This window comes from Microbacterium sp. SCPM-O-B-15248 (M128) (genome assembly GCF_058214835.1).
This window is the reverse complement of record NZ_JBYQLI010000001.1, coordinates 514,907-530,243: the sequence shown is the minus strand read 5'-3', so window position 1 is coordinate 530,243 and position 15,337 is coordinate 514,907. Positions and strand designations below refer to the sequence as shown.

Below are 15,337 nucleotides of genomic sequence, written 5' to 3'. Positions count from 1 at the left end.
GGTCAGAAGAGCAACAAACGCCACCTCACCAAATGGTGACGCGCTGGTCGGCGTCCAACCACAGGGCGTCGCCCTCGGTGACGTCGAACGCCGCGTAGAACGCGTCGATGTTACGCACGATCTGGTTGCAACGGAACTCGTTCGGCGAATGCGGGTCGATCGTGAGGAGCCGGATGGTCTCGGCATCCCGGCCCTTCTGCTGCCAGATCTGCGCCCAGCTGAGCAAGAGTCTCTGGATGCCGCTGTACCCGTCGACCACGGGACCGTCGGCCGGCTCGTCCTCGCCGAGCGACAACCGGTAGGCGCGGATCGCGATGCCGAGGCCACCGAGGTCGCCGATGTTCTCGCCGATCGTGAGGGCGCCGTTGACGTGGTGCTCCTCGCTCAGCCCCTGGGGGACCAGTGCCTCGTACTGGGCGATGAGCGCCTTCGTGCGCTCCTCGAACGCCGAGCGGTCGGCATCCGTCCACCAGTCGCGCAACGACCCGTCGCCGTCGAAGCGGCTGCCCTGGTCGTCGAAGCCGTGACCGATCTCGTGGCCGATCACCGCGCCGATGCCGCCGTAGTTGGCAGCGGCGTCGCGATCGGCGTCGAAGAACGGGTACTGCAGGATCGCCGCGGGGAACACGATCTCGTTCATGAGCGGGTTGTAGTACGCGTTGACCGTCTGCGGCGTCATGTACCACTCGTCGCGGTCGATCGGCTCGCCGACCTTCGCCAGCTGCCGGTCGTGCTCCCAGACGTGCGCGCGCTGGACGTTGCCGACCAGGTCGGCGGCGTCGATCTCGAGCGACGCGTAGTCCTTCCACTTCACGGGGTAACCGATCTTGGGCGTGAAGGCATCGAGCTTGGCGAGCGCGCGCTGTCGGGTCTCGGGCGTCATCCACTCCAGCGACTCGATCGACTCGCGGTATGCCTCGACGAGGTTCTGCACCAGCACGTCCATGGCATCCTTCGCCGTGGGCGGGAAGTGCCGATCGACGTACACCTTGCCCACCGCTTCGCCGAGGGCCGCCTCGACCAGGCCGACGCCGCGCTTCCACCGCTCGCGGTTGACGGGGACGCCGGTGAGCTGCGTGCCGTAGAACGCGAAGTTCTCGGCCACGAACTCCTCAGACAGGAATGCGGCGGCGGAGTGCACGACGGCGAAGCGCAGCCAGGCCTTCCAGTCGTCGAGACGCTCCTCGACGAGGAGCGCGCCGAGGGACTCGAGGAAGCTCGGCTGGTACACCACGACCTCGCCGAAGGCGTCCTCGTGACCGGGGGCCACGCCGGCCCGCCACGGCGCCAGATCGATGCCGGCGAGGCCGATCATCTCGTCCCACGCGCGGAGGTTGTAGGTCTTCACCGCATCGCGACTGTCTTCGCGCGACCAGTGGTGGGCGGCGAGCTCGGTCTCGAGCGCGACCACCCGATCCGCGGATGCCGCGGGCTCGGCGACACCGGCGAGGGCGAACATGCGCTCGACGTGCGCACGGTAGGCGGTGCGCGTCTCGGCGAAGTTCTCGAGCCGGTAGTAGCTCTCGTCGGGCAGCGACAGCCCGCCCTGGTAGATCACCGGAACGTAGCGGGTGGGGTTGCCCGGGTCGGGCTCGACGAACAAGGTCAGCAGACCGCTCACACCGTCGCGCTCGAGCTCGCCGACGAGACGGAGGAAGCCGGGCACGTCTTCGACGGCGTCGACGCGCGCGAGCTGCGCGGCCAGCGGCGCGGCTCCCGCCTCCTCGATGCGGTCGGTGTCCATGAAGCTCGCGAACAGATCGCCGATCTTGCGGGCTTCGCTGCCCGGCTCGGCCTGCTGCGACTCCTCCACGATGGTGCGGACATCCTTCTCGGCCTGCTCGGCGATGAGATGGAAGCTGCCCCAGCGGGCCTTGTCGTCGGGAATCTCGGTGCGCTCCATCCAGCGGCCGTTCACGTGACGGAACAGGTCGTCTTGCGGGCGGATCTCGTCGCTCAGTTCTTCGAGCGCGAGACCGGAGCGGGGGGTCTCGGTCATGCAGACAGGATAAGTGCCCCCGATCCGTGAAGGCTCCGGATGCCGCGCCGACGGGCCGTGTCGGGAGCCCGCCGTAGGCTCGGACGGTGACCACCCCCGCACCGGCGACGCTGAACCGCGCGATCCTGCGCCTCGCCGTCCCGGCGTTGGGCGCGCTCATCGCCGAGCCCCTGTTCCTCATCGTGGACGGCGCCATGGTGGGCCATCTGGGTGTGGCGCCGCTGGCCGGACTCGGCATCGCCGGAGCCGTTCTGCACACCGTGGTCGGGCTCATGGTGTTCCTCGCGTACGCCACGACTCCCGCCGTCGCCCGGCGGTTCGGTGCGGGCGAGTTCGGCCGCGCGGTGTCGGTGGGCATCGAGGGCATGTGGTTCGCGCTCACGATCGGGGCCGTCCTCGCGCTGGTCGGAGTCCTGGCCACCCCGGCACTGGTCGACGTGTTCGGGGCGGCGCCCGACGTCGCCGAGAACGCCCGCGTGTACCTGTCGATCTCGATGTGGGGGCTGCCCGCCATGCTCGTGGTCTTCGCCGCGACGGGACTCCTGCGCGGCATGCAGGACACCGTCACGCCGCTGTGGATCGCCGGCCTCGGCTTCGGTGTCAACGCCCTGCTCAACGCCCTGTTCATCTACGGCTTCGGCTGGGGGATCGCGGGCTCCGCGATCGGAACCGTCGTCGCGCAGTGGGGCATGGTCGGCGCGTACGTGATCATCGCCACCCGCCTGGCCCGCCGCCATGCGGCCTCGCTGCGCCCCGAGGTCGGGGGCCTGCGCGGTACCGCGCGCTCGGGCGGGTGGCTGTTCCTGCGCACCCTCAGCCTGCGCGCGGCGTTCCTGGCCACCGTCGCCGTGGCGACCGGGCTCGGCTCGGCCGAGCTGGCGGGGTGGCAGATCGCGTTCACGATCTTCTCCACGGCCGCCTTCGCCCTCGACGCTCTCGCGATCGCCGCCCAGGCGCTCGTGGGCAAGCACCTCGGATCGGGCGACGCCCTCGGCGTGCGCCACGTGCTGTCGCGCACGGTGGCCTGGGGGCTGTGGTTCGGTGTCGTGGTGGGCGGGATCGTGGCGGCGGCATCCGGGGTCCTGGGTCTGGTCTTCACCGGCGATCCGCAGATCGCCGCGCTGATCCAGCCGGCACTGCTCGTGCTCGCCGTCGCGCAACCCCTCGCCGCTTTCGTGTTCGTCCTCGACGGCGTGCTCATCGGCGCCGGCGATGCACGCTACCTCGCCATTGCGGGGGTCCTGAATCTCGTGCCCTACATCCCCGCCCTCGTTCTCGTCGCGCTCTTCGCCGGCGGCGGGGCCGCGGGCCTGGCCTGGTTGGCGGCGGCGTTCTTCGGGGTGTACATGCTGGCCCGCGCGGCGACGCTCGGGCTGCGCGTCCGCGGCCGCGCGTGGATGACCGCGGGCGACTGACACCCGCGCCGCCCGCCCCGCGCCCGGCCGAACGCCCACGCGTCTTTCAGGAGCCGCACGTACGGTGCGGACATGAGGTCGACCCGCCCGGCCCTCGCGGCCCTTCCCGTTCTGCTCGTTCCGGCGCTGCTGGCGCTCGCGGGGTGCACCTCCGGTGCCCCCGAGCCCGTGGCATCCGGGACCTCGTCCTCGCCCACGCCATCATCATCCACGCCGTCACTCTCGCCGTCGGCCCCTACACCCGGCGGGAGCCTCCCCGACGACGCGTCGTCGCTCGAGCAGTGGGCGGCGCGCGCGCTGCCCGAGAACGGCTTGGGCGGGAGCACGGCGGTCGCCCGCGGCACCGGCGGGGTCGGACCCACGGGCGCGAGCGTCGATCTGGACCCCGTCGGCGGGTCGTGGGACGTCGTCGTTGCGTGCGAGAGCGCGACCGGCGCCCCGCTCGTCGTCGAGATCGGCGGGGCGGCCGGCCTCACCACCGACGTCCCCTGCGGCGCCCCCGGCCAGGCCGGCGCCGCGCCGACGACGATCCGGTGGGATGCCGCCGAAGCCGCGACTCTGCGCGTGGACTCGCCCGTCGAGGCGGTGTTCGCGTACGAAGTGCACCCGCGCGCGGGCACCTGAGCTTCATCGGCTTTTCACGCGCCCGACACCCGGTATCCCTATCCTGGACGGATGCGGGGGCATATTGCGGGGACGCTCATCGTGGCCGTGTCGTTGATCGTCGCGATGGCCATCTTCTGCGCGGGCGGCTACTACTTCGTCGGCTACCAGGAGTGGGACGTTGGCGCGGCGACCTACGTCTACCGGGACAGGCCGTTCTCGGGAGCGGTGCTGGGAGCGTCGGTCGTCGCCAGCGGAGTGGTGCTGTGCGGCGCGGCGATGCTGGTCCTCCGCGTCGCGCGCAGGCAGGGAACGCCCATGATCGACGACTGTCCCGTGCGCGCGGACGTACGCTGAGCCGAGCCCGCGGTCAGCTTCCGGGCTGGTTGGCGAACGATTGCCCCCGGCCGCGCTGGTTGTCGTCGTTCGGCGTGACCGGCACGTACGCGATCTGAGAGCCGGCCGTGCTGGCCGGCGTGGCCCCCGTCCCGCCCGAGTACAGGAGCGTGAAGGTCACGACGTCGCCCTCGGCGAGCGGTCCGGTGAAGGCGAAGTCGACGGATCGTCGGCCGCCGGAGACGGTGTTGGTCCGCTGCGACAGCAGGTCGGGGGACGCCGCGCCGTTGAGGGCGATGTTCTGCAGGACGACGTCGTCGGCCAGGGCCGGGTCGAACCCCACCGTGACCCTGTCCTCGACGGCGGTGGGGTTGGGCCCGATGGAGGTGAGGGTGGCGTTCGTGGGCCGGTACGCGGATCCGTCTCCGGAGGCCACCAGTTCGAAGTCGGCCGTCAGCGTGGCTCCGAACGGGGTGGCGTCGACGGGCTCGCCCGGGTTGTTGACGAACACGTTGTCAGAGGGTCCCGCGTCGGCCGGCTCGACGAGCACCCAGGAGGCGCCGGCGTCAGCGGGTGCGAGAGTGTCGTTGGGGTAGTCCCCGAGGAAGGTCAGGGTGGGTCGCACCAGGATGCCGGTGAACGAATCGGTGTCGGGGGCCACGGTCGCGGCGAAAGAGACCGTGTAGACGGCGCGGTCGTCCGAGAGCGTCGGCCCGCTGAAGCTCGCGGCCCGGGCGCCCTCACCGTCACGGGTGTCGTAAGTGAAGCCCGTGACGTCCCACAGGCGACGATCGACCTCCAGACGCAGGATCACGGGACCGGTGTAGACCTCGCTGGTCGTGTTTCCGACGACGACGCCGGACGGCTCGCTGGCGTCGTAGCGCTGCGTGAGCGACGGCGTGAACATCGGGATAGAGCTGCCGAACTGCGGAGGAAGCAGCGCGAGGTTCGCGGTGGTGCTGGCGCTGGCCGCGGGGGCGGCGACCGCGAGGGCGACGACCGGAACGGACCACGCTCCTGCTTTGAGGATCGAACGGCGATCGGGGCCGGTCGGCTGCGGAATCGTCTTCGAGGCAGAACTCATGAGGGATCGGTCCATCCATCCGGGGGCGAGCATGGCGTGTCCGGTGAATTCTGCGCGGTCCGGACGCGATTATCTGCCCTTTGCGGATGAGAAAACTCTCATCTCCAGCGGCGACACCACTCGTACATGACCACGGCGGCAGCGGACGCCGCGTTGATCGATCGGGTCGATCCGTACTGCGTGATCTCCACGACGCCGCTCGCGGCCGCCAGCGCCTCCGGCGACAGCCCCGGCCCCTCCTGACCGAACAGCAGCACGCACGCCTCCGGCAGGTCGGCGCGATCGACGGGGACCGAGCCGTCGACGTTGTCGATCGCGAGGATCGGCAGGCTCGCCTCGGCGGCCCAGGCCGCGAAGGCCGCGACGTCCTCGTGGTGGCGCACGTGCTGGTAGCGGTCGGTGACCATCGCGCCGCGGCGGTTCCAGCGGCGTTTGCCGATGATGTGCACTTCCGCCGCGAGGAACGCGTTGGCGCTGCGCACGATCGACCCGATGTTCAGGTCGTGCTGCCAGTTCTCGATGGCGACGTGGAACGGATGCCGTTTGGCATCCAGATCCGCGACGATCGCTTCCATCGTCCAATAGCGGTAGTCGTCGACGACATTGCGCCGGTCACCCTCGGCGAGCAGTTCGCGGTCGTACCGGGGGTCGTCGGGCCAGGATTCGGGACCACCGGGCCAGGGGCCGACCCCGTGCGTCGGGAGCGGGGTCTCTTCCACGTCGGTCACCGATCCAGGCTAGCCGCGCGGACGGCGGCACTCGTTTTTCGGTCGCCCGAAAAATCGCTAAGGTTTCGGCATGCCGAAAAATATGGATGCCGTCGACCGCCGGCACGCGCCGGCCCGGGCGATGTGGCTGCTGGGCCCGGCCATGGTCGCCGGGGTGGCCTACCTCGACCCCGGCAACGTCGCCAGCAACATGACCGCCGGGGCGCTCTTCGGATACCTGCTGGTGTGGGTCGTCGTGCTCGGCAACGTCATGGCCTGGCTGATCCAGTACCTCTCGGCCAAGCTCGGCATCGTCACGGGCGAGAGCTTGCCCCAGGTGCTGGGCCGGCGCCTCCAGCGACCGTGGGCGCGCCGGGCGTACTGGCTGCAGGCTGAGCTCGTGGCGATGGCCACCGACGTCGCCGAGGTCATCGGCGGCGCCGTCGCCCTCCACCTGCTCTTCGGCATCCCGCTGCTGTGGGGCGGAGCGATCACGGGCGTCGTGTCGATCCTCCTGCTCATGGTGCAGTCGCGCCGGGGGGCGCGGGCGTTCGAGACGGTCCTGATCGGACTGCTCCTGATCATCGCGATCGGCTTCACCGCCGGGCTGTTCTTCGCGCCGCCCGACCCCGCGGGGGTCGTCGGCGGGCTGGTCCCGCGCTTCGAGGGCTCGACCTCGGTCCTCTTGGCCGCCTCGATCCTCGGTGCCACGATCATGCCGCACGCGATCTACGCGCACTCCGCGCTCAGCCGGGACCGTTTCGCCCCCGCGGAGCCCACCGCCGCCGCCGACCTCGAACGCGCCCGGGGCCTTTCCACCGCCCGTCTGCTGCGGGCGACGCGCTGGGACGTCACGATCGCCCTCGCCGTCGCCGGCACCGTCAACCTCGCGATCCTGCTGCTGGCGGCGGCCAACCTCGCGGGTGTGGACGGAACCGACAGCCTCGAAGGCGCGTACGCGGCGCTGCGGGACGGCCTCGGTCCGGTGGTCGCGACGCTCTTCGCGGTCGGCCTGCTCGCGAGCGGCCTGGCCTCGACCTCGGTCGGGGCGTACGCCGGCGCCGAGATCATGCACGGCCTGCTCCGGGTCCGCGTGCCGCTGCTCGCCCGCCGCCTGGTCACGCTGATCCCGGCGCTGATCATCCTGGGGGTCGGCGTCGACCCGACCCTCGCGCTCGTACTCAGCCAGGTCGTGCTGTCCTTCGGCATCCCCTTCGCCCTCGTCCCGCTCGTGGCGCTGACGGCGCGACGCGACGTCCTGGGCATCCACCGCAACCGCGCCGTCACGACGGCGGCGGGGGTGGCCGCGTCGGTGTTCCTCATCGCGCTGAACGCCGTGCTCCTGTGGCTGGTGTTCACCGGCGGATAGGCTGGTCCCGTGGAATCGCCCGTGGCCGACGACTATCTCAAGGCCATCTACCACCACACCGAGTGGCAGGACGATCCGATCACTCCGTCGCAGCTCGCCGGCGTGCTGGGCCTCGCCCCCTCGAGCGTCACCGAGATGGTGAAGAAGCTCGCGGCGCAGGGACTCGTCCGCCATCGTCCGTACGGCCCCGTGTCGCTCACTGCCGCCGGCGAACGACGTGCCGCCTCGGTCATCCGTCGGCACCGCCTCATCGAGACGTGGCTCGTCCGCGAGTTCCGCTACGCGTGGGACGAAGTGCACGACGAGGCCGAGATCTTGGAGCACTCGCTGAGCGACCGCCTGCTCGAGGGCATCGACGAGCGGCTGGGACGCCCCCGGTTCGATCCCCACGGCGATGCGATCCCGGATGCCACCGGCGCCGTGCACCGTGAACCCTTCGTGCTCCTCGCCGAGGCGGCATCCGGACACTCCGGGCGCGTGCTGAGGGTGAGCGACCGCGACCCCGAACTGCTGCGCGCACTCGTCGCGCGCCGTATCGACGTCGGGCACGAGCTCGAGGTGGTCTCGCACACCGTGGTGCGCGCCGACGGCGTCGAGGTGTCGCTGCCCGACGGGGCGGGCGACTCGGTCTGGCTGACGCGCTGAGGATCGCCGGCCGCCGATCCCACTACGCTGACCCCACCGGCTCCCGCGGAGCCGCAGAGCGGGAGGCATCCATGACCACCACCGTCGAACTCCGTCGGCCCCTCCCCGTGACCATCGCCGTCGCGCTCGTCTACGTCGGCGGACTGCTGAACACCGCGCTCGGCGTCCTCGTGCTGCTGTCGCGCTACGAGGTCGACGCCGACGACGTGCTGCCGGTGTCCCTCGTGGGTGCCGCGACGATCCTGCTCGGCCTGCTCACCGTCGCCGGCGGCTCCTCACTGGCGCGCGGGAGCCGCCTGGCGCGGAACCTGCTCACCGGCTATCTGTCGCTGCTCGTGGTGCTGCAGGCGCTGTCGCTGGTCCTGACCGAGCTCGAGCCGACGATCGTGATCGCGATGGTCGCTGCGCTCGCCGTCGTCGCCGCCGTCTGGATCCCTCCGAAGGCGCGGCGTTACTTCCGCCGGGCGTCGCCCGACGCCGCAGCACCCGCGCCCACGATCTGACCCGCGCGAAGCGGCGCCGCGCCGCGCCGTCCCGCTCTACCCGCGCGCGGCCGCGGGCGTCGGCGAGGGTGCGGATGCCGCCGACTCGAGGGTGCGTCGCACGAAGCGCCGGTGCGCGAACCGCACCACCTCGATCGCGCCCACGGCGATGATCACGACGCCCGTGATGAGCCACGCCCCGTCTTCGCCCGGGTCCTGCAGCTGGAAGAACTGCCCCAGGATCGGCACGGTGAAGATCGCGGTGAGGGCGATGAACATCGCCCCGATGACGAGCACCTTCACTCGGGTGACCGGTCGCGACAGCACCGTGAGCACCCAGATCGCGACGATGGCGAGGATGATCGTCGCGCCCGTCCGCACCTGCTCGACGCTCAGCCCCATCGCCAGCGCCGCGCGCGTGTAGAGGGTCAGGGCGATGGCGATCACGAGCCCCGCGGGGATCGCGAAACTCAGTGACCTGCGCAGGAATCCGGGCACGTACCGCTGCGTGTTGGGCAGCAGGGCGAGGAAGAAAGCCGGGATGCCGATCGTCAGACCGTCGGTGATCGACAGCTGGCGCGGCAGGAAGGGGAACTCCATCACGAGCGCGCCGAACAGCACGGCGAGCCCGGTCGCGTAGACCGTCTTGGTGAGGAACAGCATCGAGACCCGCTCGATGTTCGCGATGACCTGGCGGCCCTCAGCGACGACCGAGGGCAAGTGGGAGAAGCGGCCGTCCAGCAGCACGAGCCGCGCGACCGCCTTCGTCGCCGCGGCTCCGGAGTTCATCGCGATGCCGATGTCGGCCGCCTTGATGGCCAAGGCGTCGTTGACGCCGTCGCCGGTCATGGCCACGACGTGACCGCGAGACTGCAGGGCCGTCACCATGCGCTTTTTCTGGTCGGGGGTCACGCGACCGAAGACCGTGTGGTCCTCGAGGATGCGGCCCAGCTCGACGTCGTCGTCGGGCAAGCGGCGGGCGTCGTACCCCTCGTCGACGTCGAGTCCGACCTCGCGCGCGATCGCGGCGACCGTCCGAGGGTTGTCGCCCGAGATGACGCGCACCCCGACGCCCTGCGCACGGAAGTAGGCGAGGGCCTCGGCGGCATCCGGACGCACCGCCTCGACGAAGGTCAGCACCGCCACGGCGACCGCACCGTCCGGCAGGCGCTCGGCGGCGACGTCGGCCTCGTCGAGCGCGACGGCGGTGTAGCCGAGCACCAGTGTGCGCCGGCCGGAGGAGGCCAAGCGGGTGACCGCCTCGCCCAGGACGGTGCCCGCGTCCGCCGCGACGTCGCCGAACACCATCTCGGGAGCCCCGAGCACCCACGTGCCGGCGGCACCGTCGGCGAACGACACGGCGCTCCACTTGCGCGCCGACGAGAACGGGATGCGGTGCGCGACGGTCAGCGACGCCCCGACCGGGAACGGCTCCCGCAGACACTGGGCCGTCGCGTTGGCGTCGTCGGCCGCGCCGTACCAGGCGAGCGCTGCCCGCCATCCGTCGACCGGCTGCAGTTCGAGGGCCGCGTCGAAACGGATCTCGCCCGCCGTCAGCGTCCCGGTCTTGTCGAGGCAGATGACGTCGACCCGCGCGAGCCCTTCGACCGCGGGGAGCTCGTTGACGAGCACCTTCTTCCCGGCCAGACGCGCGGCGCCCACCGCGAACGCGATCGAGGTCATCAGCACGAGCCCGAGGGGGATCATGGCCGTCAGCGACGCGATCGTGTTGACCACGGCCTGCGACCACGTGCCCTGCTGCCAGGCCTCCACCCATCCCCCGGCGACCATCATCTGGGCGTTCAGCACGAGGAGACCGATGGGGCCGATCCCCCATCCGACCCACTTCAGCACGCGGTCGATCGACGTGCGCAGCTCGCTCGAGACGAGCTGGAACCTCTTGGCCTCGGCGGCGAACGTGTTGGCGTAGGAATCAGCGCCCACCCGGTTGACCCGGGCCGTTCCCTCACCGGCGACGACGATCGACCCCGACAGCGCCTCGTCGCCGGGTCGCTTGTCGACGGCATCCGACTCGCCAGTGAGCATCGACTCGTCGATCTGCAACGCACGCGAATCGACCACGACGGCGTCGGCGGGCACCTGATCGCCCGCGCGCAGCACGAGCAGATCGTCGCGCACCACCTCGGCCGGAGCGATCTCGGCATCGACGCCGTCGCGGCGCACGCGCGCCCGCGGGGCGTTCAGCAGCGCGAGGCGGTCGAGGGCGGCCTTGGCCCGGAACTCCTGAACGCAGCCGATGACCGCGTTCGACAGCGCGGCGATGCCGAACAGGGCGTCCTGCCACCGACCGAGCAGGAGGAGCACGAGGAAGCACGCGCCCACGATGCCGTTGAACAACGTGAAGACGTTGGCGCGCACGATGTTCCACGCCGAACGGCTGCTGTCCGCGACGAAGGCGTTCGTCTGGCCGGCGGCGACCCGCTCGGCGACGGCGGACGCGGTGAGACCCTGGGCGTCGTCGACGCTCGTCTGCTCCATGCGATCACTGTACGGGCACCCTCCGACGACGGCCGCCGGTTCAGGATGCCGTGCGCCGGACCCGTTCGAACGGCCAGCGCACGTGGGTCGCCGTTTCGCACGCGAGCCAGAGATCGGCGCCGAGCCCGCCGTCGCGCGTGCGGCGGGCGGGGGTCGCCGGGCGCGGGACGCCCCGGGCCACGAGCGCCGGGCCGTACATCGTGCCGCCTTCGGCGAGCGGGTCGGTCAGGGCACGGACGAGCGCCCAGGCGCCCTCGTCCTTCGATTGCGTGAAGGGGGCCTGCAGGTTGTCCACGAAGCGCGTGAGCCGGCTCGGCTCGTTGACACCCCGGATGCCGCGCGTGCGACCGCTCGTGGAGTACCCGGGGTGGGCGACGAGGCTCTCGACCGGGACGCTGTGCGCCCGCAGACGGCGGTCGGCCTCGAGCGCGAGCGCGGTCGTCGCGGCCTTCGACTGCACGTAGGCCCGCCACGGGGTGTAGCCCTCGACGAGTTCGGGATCGGTGGGGACGTGCTTCCAGATCGAGGTCGACATGCTGCCGACCCAGACCATCCGTCCGCGCGCCGCGGCCAGGGGGGTCAAGAGTTCACCGCCGAGCGCGAAGTGGCCCAGCACGTTCGTGGCGAACACCCGCTCGTGCCCGCCCGCCAGCTCGCGCGTCTTCGGCGGGTGGACGATGCCGGCGTTCATCAGCAGCCCGTCGAGTCGTCCGCGCGCCCGCACGGTCGCGGCGGCGGCCCGCACCGACCCGAGATTGCTCGTGTCCAGCAGCAGCGTCTCGATCGAGGCATCCGGGTGGGTGCGCTTCACGGCCTCTTTGGCGAGGACGAGCCGGTTCGGGTTGCGACCGGTGAGCAGCACGTGCGCACCCGCGCCCGCGAGCTGTTCGCACGCGAAGTACCCCAGACCGCGAGTGGCCCCGGTGACGAGGTACGCGCGGCCGGAGAGGTCGGGGAGATTCCGGGGGTCCCACTCGTCGCGCGCCACCCTTCGACCCTAACGAGATCGTGCGCTGCCGTCACGGGTGCATTCCGGATGCGGAATACCGATCTCGTGAACTTTTTCGTCCCGGCGTGTGACGAATCGCGCCGTCGGTCCGTCACATCGGTGAGCACATCCGCTCCGCCGCGGCGATCGCCCCGGCGAGACATCTGAATTCACGGAAGGAACCGATCATGGGCCTCGACGACAAGATCAAGAACGCCGCTCAGGACATCGTGGGCAAGGCCAAGGAGACGATCGGCAACGCCACCGACAACGACAAGCTCGCCGCCGAGGGCAAGGCCGACCAGGTCAAGGCCGACGCGAAGAAGGCCGGCGAGAACGTCAAGGACGCGTTCAAGTAAGCCGCACCGCTGTTCGGCGGGCCGCTGCCTCCGGGCGGCGGCCCGCTTGTGCGTCGACCCGGTGGCCGTGTCGGGCCCCGGGGATAGGCTGAGCCCATGCGAACCCGTGGCGACGTGGAGTGCTGGCTGACCGACATGGACGGCGTGCTCGTCCACGAGAACACCCCGATCCCCGGTGCCTCCGAGCTGCTCGCGCAGTGGCGTGCCGAGGGCACCCCGTTCCTGGTGCTCACCAACAACTCGATCTTCACCCCGCGCGACCTCAGCGCACGCCTCCGGTCGTCGGGCCTGGTCGTCCCCGAGTCCTCGATCTGGACGTCGGCCCTGGCGACCGCGGACTTCCTGCGGTCGCAGATGCCGGGCGGTTCCGCCTTCGTCATCGGCGAGGCCGGGCTCACTACCGCGCTGCACGAGGCGGGGTTCATCATGACCGAGACCGCGCCCGATTACGTCGTGGTCGGCGAGACGCGCAACTACTCGTTCGAGGCGATCACCAAGGCGATCCGTTTCATCCGCGACGGTGCCCGCTTCATCGCCACGAACCCGGATGCCACGGGCCCCTCCACCGAGGGGGTCTTGCCCGCGACGGGCGCGATCGCCGCTCTCATCACGAAGGCCACCGGCAAGGAGCCCTACATCGTGGGCAAGCCGAACCCCATGATGTTCCGCTCCGCCCTGAACCGCATCGGGGCGCACTCCGAGAACACCGGCATGATCGGCGACCGCATGGACACCGACATCGTGGCCGGCATCGAGGCGGGGCTGCACACCGTGCTCGTGATGACCGGCATCAGCGATCAGGCCGAGATGGAGAAGTACCCGTTCCGCCCCGACGAGATCTTGGCATCCGTCGCCGACCTGGTGCGGAGCGAGCCGATCGAGACCGACCTCGCCGACGGCGAAGAAGGACTCAGCGAAGGCCTCTGACGTGGGCGCGCTCGATGACGGGGTGAGGGTCGCGGCGGACGATGCCGCCGCCTGGGCGCTCTGGCTCGAAGCGAACCACGCCACGTCGAGGGGCGCCTGGCTGCTGCGCGGCCGCGGCACCGAGTCCGGACGGTTCGTGGCCTACGAAGAAGCGATCTGCGAAGCACTGTGCTTCGGGTGGATCGACGGGCCGGTCCGCGTGTTCGACGAAGTGAGTTCGGGGCTGTGGTTCGCGCCGCGCCAGCCGAAGAGCGGGTGGGCCGCGACGAACAAGGCGCGCATCGCCCGGCTCGAGGCCGAGGGGCGCCTCCGCCCGCCCGGCATCCGCGCGCTCGAGGTCGCCCGCGCGAACGGGGCATGGGAGGTGCTCGACGGGCCCGAAGCGGGCATCGAGCCGCCCGACCTCACCGCGGCGCTCGACGCCGTGCCGACGGCCCGGCGCAACTGGGACGCGTTCCCGCCGTCGAGCCGCAAGTTCGGTCTCACGCAGATCGCGATGGCCGTGCGTCCGCAGACGCGCGAGGCGCGCATCGCGAGGATCGTGGCCGACGCCGCCGAGGGCAAACGCCCCTGATCGGGGAGGATCGACGCATGGACGATCGCACGCTCTGGCTTCTCACGGCCTTCCTCATCACCGCCGGAACGCTCGTGGCGTTCCTCGTCCAGTGGCGGCGCTCCCGGCGCGGCGGCGGCCGCGACCCGTTCGACGGCCCGGGCGACGGCACCGACTGAGCTGCGGGGCCGAGGCTTCGGCATCCGGGTGTCGCGTTACCGGAACAGGGGATGCGACCGGAACAGGGGATGCGACCGGAACAGGGCGATCCGCCCGGAATCGGCCTGTTCTCGCCGCACCGCCTGTTCTCAGCACAGCGCCGCGGGGGCTCCGGCAGCCCGCCCGTCACCAAAACAGGGGATGTCACCGAAACAGGGCGATCCGCCCGGAATCGGCCTGTTCTCGCCGCACCGCCTGTTCTCAGCGCAGCCGACGGCCGCGACGCAGCGCGGCGACCGGGCTCCCGGCATACCGCCCGTCACCAAAACAGGGGATGCCACCGAAACAGGGCAATCTGCCCAGGATCAGCCTGTCCTCGGCGCAACGCCTGTTTTCGACACGGCGCCGCGGGGGCTCCGGCAGCCCGCCCGTCACCAAAACAGGGGATGTCACCGAAACAGGGCGATCCGCCCAGAATCAACCTGCCCTCGCCGCAGAGCCTGTTCCCGGCCCACCACCTGCCCCGGCACAGCGCCGCCGAACGGATTACTGCGGCTGAAGCCCCAGGTCGTCGAGGTCGATGGATGCCAGCCACTGCAGTCCCGCGGCCTCGATCGCGGCCTGCGCTCCGGTCTTGCGGTCGACGATCACGGCGACCGCGACAACCTCAGCGCCCTCGCGGCGCAGGGCCTCGACGGCCGTGAGGGCCGACTGGCCGGTGGTCGAGGTGTCCTCGACGACGACGACGCGCTTGCCCGCGACGTCGGCACCCTCGATCTGGCGACCGCGGCCGTGATCCTTGGGCTCCTTGCGGACGACGAACGCGTCGAGCGGGTGCCCGGCGTGCACCGACTCGTGCATGACCGCGTTGGCGATGGGGTCGGCGCCGAGCGTCAGTCCGCCGACGGCGACGACGCCGTCGAGGTCCTTCACGAGGTCGAGCACGAGACGGCCGATCGCGGGGGCCGCACGGTGGTCGAGCGTGAGCTTGCGCATGTCGACGTAGTACGTCGCCTTCTTGCCGCTCGAGAGGGTGAAGTCGCCGTGGAACACCGCCTCGGCGTTGATCAGGCCGATGAGGGCCTGGCGGTCGGCTTCGAGCTCGGGCGTGGAGGCGGCAGTCACGGCGTCGAGTCTATTGCTCCGGACGCGTCACGCCCGCGGTCATCCATCCGGAGCAGCGCACGGCCGTGTCCCCACCCGAAAGTAGGC

16 protein-coding genes are annotated in these 15,337 nt (G+C 71.0%); 10 read left to right on the top strand and 6 right to left on the bottom strand.

The window, feature by feature from the left end:
* Positions 1–25: 25 nt before the first annotated feature.
* On the bottom strand, positions 26–1,999 hold the full coding sequence (locus AC3E6M_RS02520) for a M13 family metallopeptidase (protein WP_138175850.1): 1,974 nt from the start codon (positions 1,997–1,999) through the stop codon (positions 26–28).
* Between the two features lie 86 nt (positions 2,000–2,085).
* On the opposite strand from AC3E6M_RS02520, the gene AC3E6M_RS02515 reads away from it, so the two are divergent.
* From AC3E6M_RS02515 to AC3E6M_RS02505, 3 genes are all read left to right on the top strand, one after another.
* Positions 2,086–3,414 (top strand): MATE family efflux transporter, encoded by a 1,329-nt coding sequence (locus AC3E6M_RS02515; protein ID WP_138175852.1) that lies wholly within the window; start codon positions 2,086–2,088, stop codon positions 3,412–3,414.
* A 72-nt stretch (positions 3,415–3,486) separates the two neighbouring features.
* Positions 3,487–4,038 (top strand): hypothetical protein, encoded by a 552-nt coding sequence (locus AC3E6M_RS02510; RefSeq protein ID WP_138175854.1) that lies wholly within the window; start codon positions 3,487–3,489, stop codon positions 4,036–4,038.
* A gap of 51 nt (positions 4,039–4,089) precedes the next feature.
* Entirely contained in the window at positions 4,090–4,374 is a 285-nt protein-coding gene (locus AC3E6M_RS02505; RefSeq protein WP_138175856.1) for a hypothetical protein, read from the top strand.
* 13 nt (positions 4,375–4,387) lie between these two features.
* Here AC3E6M_RS02505 and AC3E6M_RS02500 read toward each other — a convergent pair whose 3' ends face one another.
* Both AC3E6M_RS02500 and AC3E6M_RS02495 read right to left on the bottom strand, forming a co-directional pair.
* Entirely contained in the window at positions 4,388–5,437 is a 1,050-nt protein-coding gene (locus AC3E6M_RS02500; RefSeq protein WP_138175858.1) for a hypothetical protein, read from the bottom strand.
* 98 nt (positions 5,438–5,535) lie between these two features.
* Entirely contained in the window at positions 5,536–6,156 is a 621-nt protein-coding gene (locus AC3E6M_RS02495) for a TrmH family RNA methyltransferase (protein WP_138175894.1), read from the bottom strand.
* A 79-nt stretch (positions 6,157–6,235) separates the two neighbouring features.
* On the opposite strand from AC3E6M_RS02495, the gene AC3E6M_RS02490 reads away from it, so the two are divergent.
* From AC3E6M_RS02490 to AC3E6M_RS02480, 3 genes are all read left to right on the top strand, one after another.
* The gene (locus AC3E6M_RS02490; RefSeq protein ID WP_171024314.1) at positions 6,236–7,513 is read left to right on the top strand and encodes an Nramp family divalent metal transporter; all 1,278 of its coding nucleotides are present in this window, start codon (positions 6,236–6,238) and stop codon (positions 7,511–7,513) included.
* A gap of 9 nt (positions 7,514–7,522) precedes the next feature.
* Positions 7,523–8,158: a metal-dependent transcriptional regulator gene (locus AC3E6M_RS02485; RefSeq protein WP_138175860.1), complete on the top strand. Its 636-nt coding sequence runs from the start codon at positions 7,523–7,525 to the stop codon at positions 8,156–8,158.
* A 71-nt stretch (positions 8,159–8,229) separates the two neighbouring features.
* Positions 8,230–8,661, top strand: coding sequence for a hypothetical protein (locus AC3E6M_RS02480; protein WP_138175862.1), 432 nt, complete (start codon positions 8,230–8,232; stop codon positions 8,659–8,661).
* A gap of 36 nt (positions 8,662–8,697) precedes the next feature.
* On the opposite strand, the gene AC3E6M_RS02475 is transcribed toward AC3E6M_RS02480, so the two are convergent.
* The gene (locus AC3E6M_RS02475) at positions 8,698–11,139 is read right to left on the bottom strand and encodes an HAD-IC family P-type ATPase (RefSeq protein WP_138175864.1); all 2,442 of its coding nucleotides are present in this window, start codon (positions 11,137–11,139) and stop codon (positions 8,698–8,700) included.
* A gap of 40 nt (positions 11,140–11,179) precedes the next feature.
* Positions 11,180–12,127, bottom strand: a complete 948-nt coding sequence (locus AC3E6M_RS02470) for an SDR family NAD(P)-dependent oxidoreductase (protein WP_138175866.1) — start codon at positions 12,125–12,127, stop codon at positions 11,180–11,182.
* A gap of 188 nt (positions 12,128–12,315) precedes the next feature.
* Here AC3E6M_RS02470 and AC3E6M_RS02465 point away from each other — a divergent pair, with 188 nt between their 5' ends.
* From AC3E6M_RS02465 to AC3E6M_RS02450, 4 genes are all read left to right on the top strand, one after another.
* Positions 12,316–12,486: a CsbD family protein gene (locus tag AC3E6M_RS02465; protein ID WP_138175868.1), complete on the top strand. Its 171-nt coding sequence runs from the start codon at positions 12,316–12,318 to the stop codon at positions 12,484–12,486.
* 96 nt (positions 12,487–12,582) lie between these two features.
* Positions 12,583–13,413, top strand: coding sequence for an HAD-IIA family hydrolase (locus AC3E6M_RS02460; RefSeq protein WP_138175870.1), 831 nt, complete (start codon positions 12,583–12,585; stop codon positions 13,411–13,413).
* Position 13,414: 1 nt separating this feature from the next.
* Positions 13,415–13,987: a YdeI/OmpD-associated family protein gene (locus AC3E6M_RS02455; RefSeq protein ID WP_138175872.1), complete on the top strand. Its 573-nt coding sequence runs from the start codon at positions 13,415–13,417 to the stop codon at positions 13,985–13,987.
* A 17-nt stretch (positions 13,988–14,004) separates the two neighbouring features.
* Positions 14,005–14,145, top strand: coding sequence for a hypothetical protein (locus AC3E6M_RS02450; protein ID WP_171024315.1), 141 nt, complete (start codon positions 14,005–14,007; stop codon positions 14,143–14,145).
* A gap of 526 nt (positions 14,146–14,671) precedes the next feature.
* Here the strand turns inward: AC3E6M_RS02450 and pyrE are convergent.
* A complete protein-coding gene (gene pyrE / locus AC3E6M_RS02445) occupies positions 14,672–15,250 on the bottom strand; it encodes an orotate phosphoribosyltransferase (RefSeq protein ID WP_138175874.1) in 579 nt (192 codons plus the stop codon).
* Positions 15,251–15,337: the final 87 nt, after the last annotated feature.

Bases quoted from the DNA above. Each gene is read 5' to 3' on its own strand.
- AC3E6M_RS02480 (WP_138175862.1), top strand. From the start codon at position 8,230: ATGACCACCACCGTCGAACTCCGTCGGCCCCTCCCCGTGACCATCGCC.
- AC3E6M_RS02500 (WP_138175858.1), bottom strand. From the start codon at position 5,437: ATGAGTTCTGCCTCGAAGACGATTCCGCAGCCGACCGGCCCCGATCGC.
- AC3E6M_RS02490 (WP_171024314.1), top strand. From the start codon at position 6,236: ATGCCGAAAAATATGGATGCCGTCGACCGCCGGCACGCGCCGGCCCGG.
- AC3E6M_RS02475 (WP_138175864.1), bottom strand. From the start codon at position 11,139: ATGGAGCAGACGAGCGTCGACGACGCCCAGGGTCTCACCGCGTCCGCC.
- AC3E6M_RS02450 (WP_171024315.1), top strand. From the start codon at position 14,005: ATGGACGATCGCACGCTCTGGCTTCTCACGGCCTTCCTCATCACCGCC.
- AC3E6M_RS02510 (WP_138175854.1), top strand. From the start codon at position 3,487: ATGAGGTCGACCCGCCCGGCCCTCGCGGCCCTTCCCGTTCTGCTCGTT.
- AC3E6M_RS02505 (WP_138175856.1), top strand. From the start codon at position 4,090: ATGCGGGGGCATATTGCGGGGACGCTCATCGTGGCCGTGTCGTTGATC.
- AC3E6M_RS02465 (WP_138175868.1), top strand. From the start codon at position 12,316: ATGGGCCTCGACGACAAGATCAAGAACGCCGCTCAGGACATCGTGGGC.
- AC3E6M_RS02520 (WP_138175850.1), bottom strand. From the start codon at position 1,999: ATGACCGAGACCCCCCGCTCCGGTCTCGCGCTCGAAGAACTGAGCGAC.
- AC3E6M_RS02460 (WP_138175870.1), top strand. From the start codon at position 12,583: ATGCGAACCCGTGGCGACGTGGAGTGCTGGCTGACCGACATGGACGGC.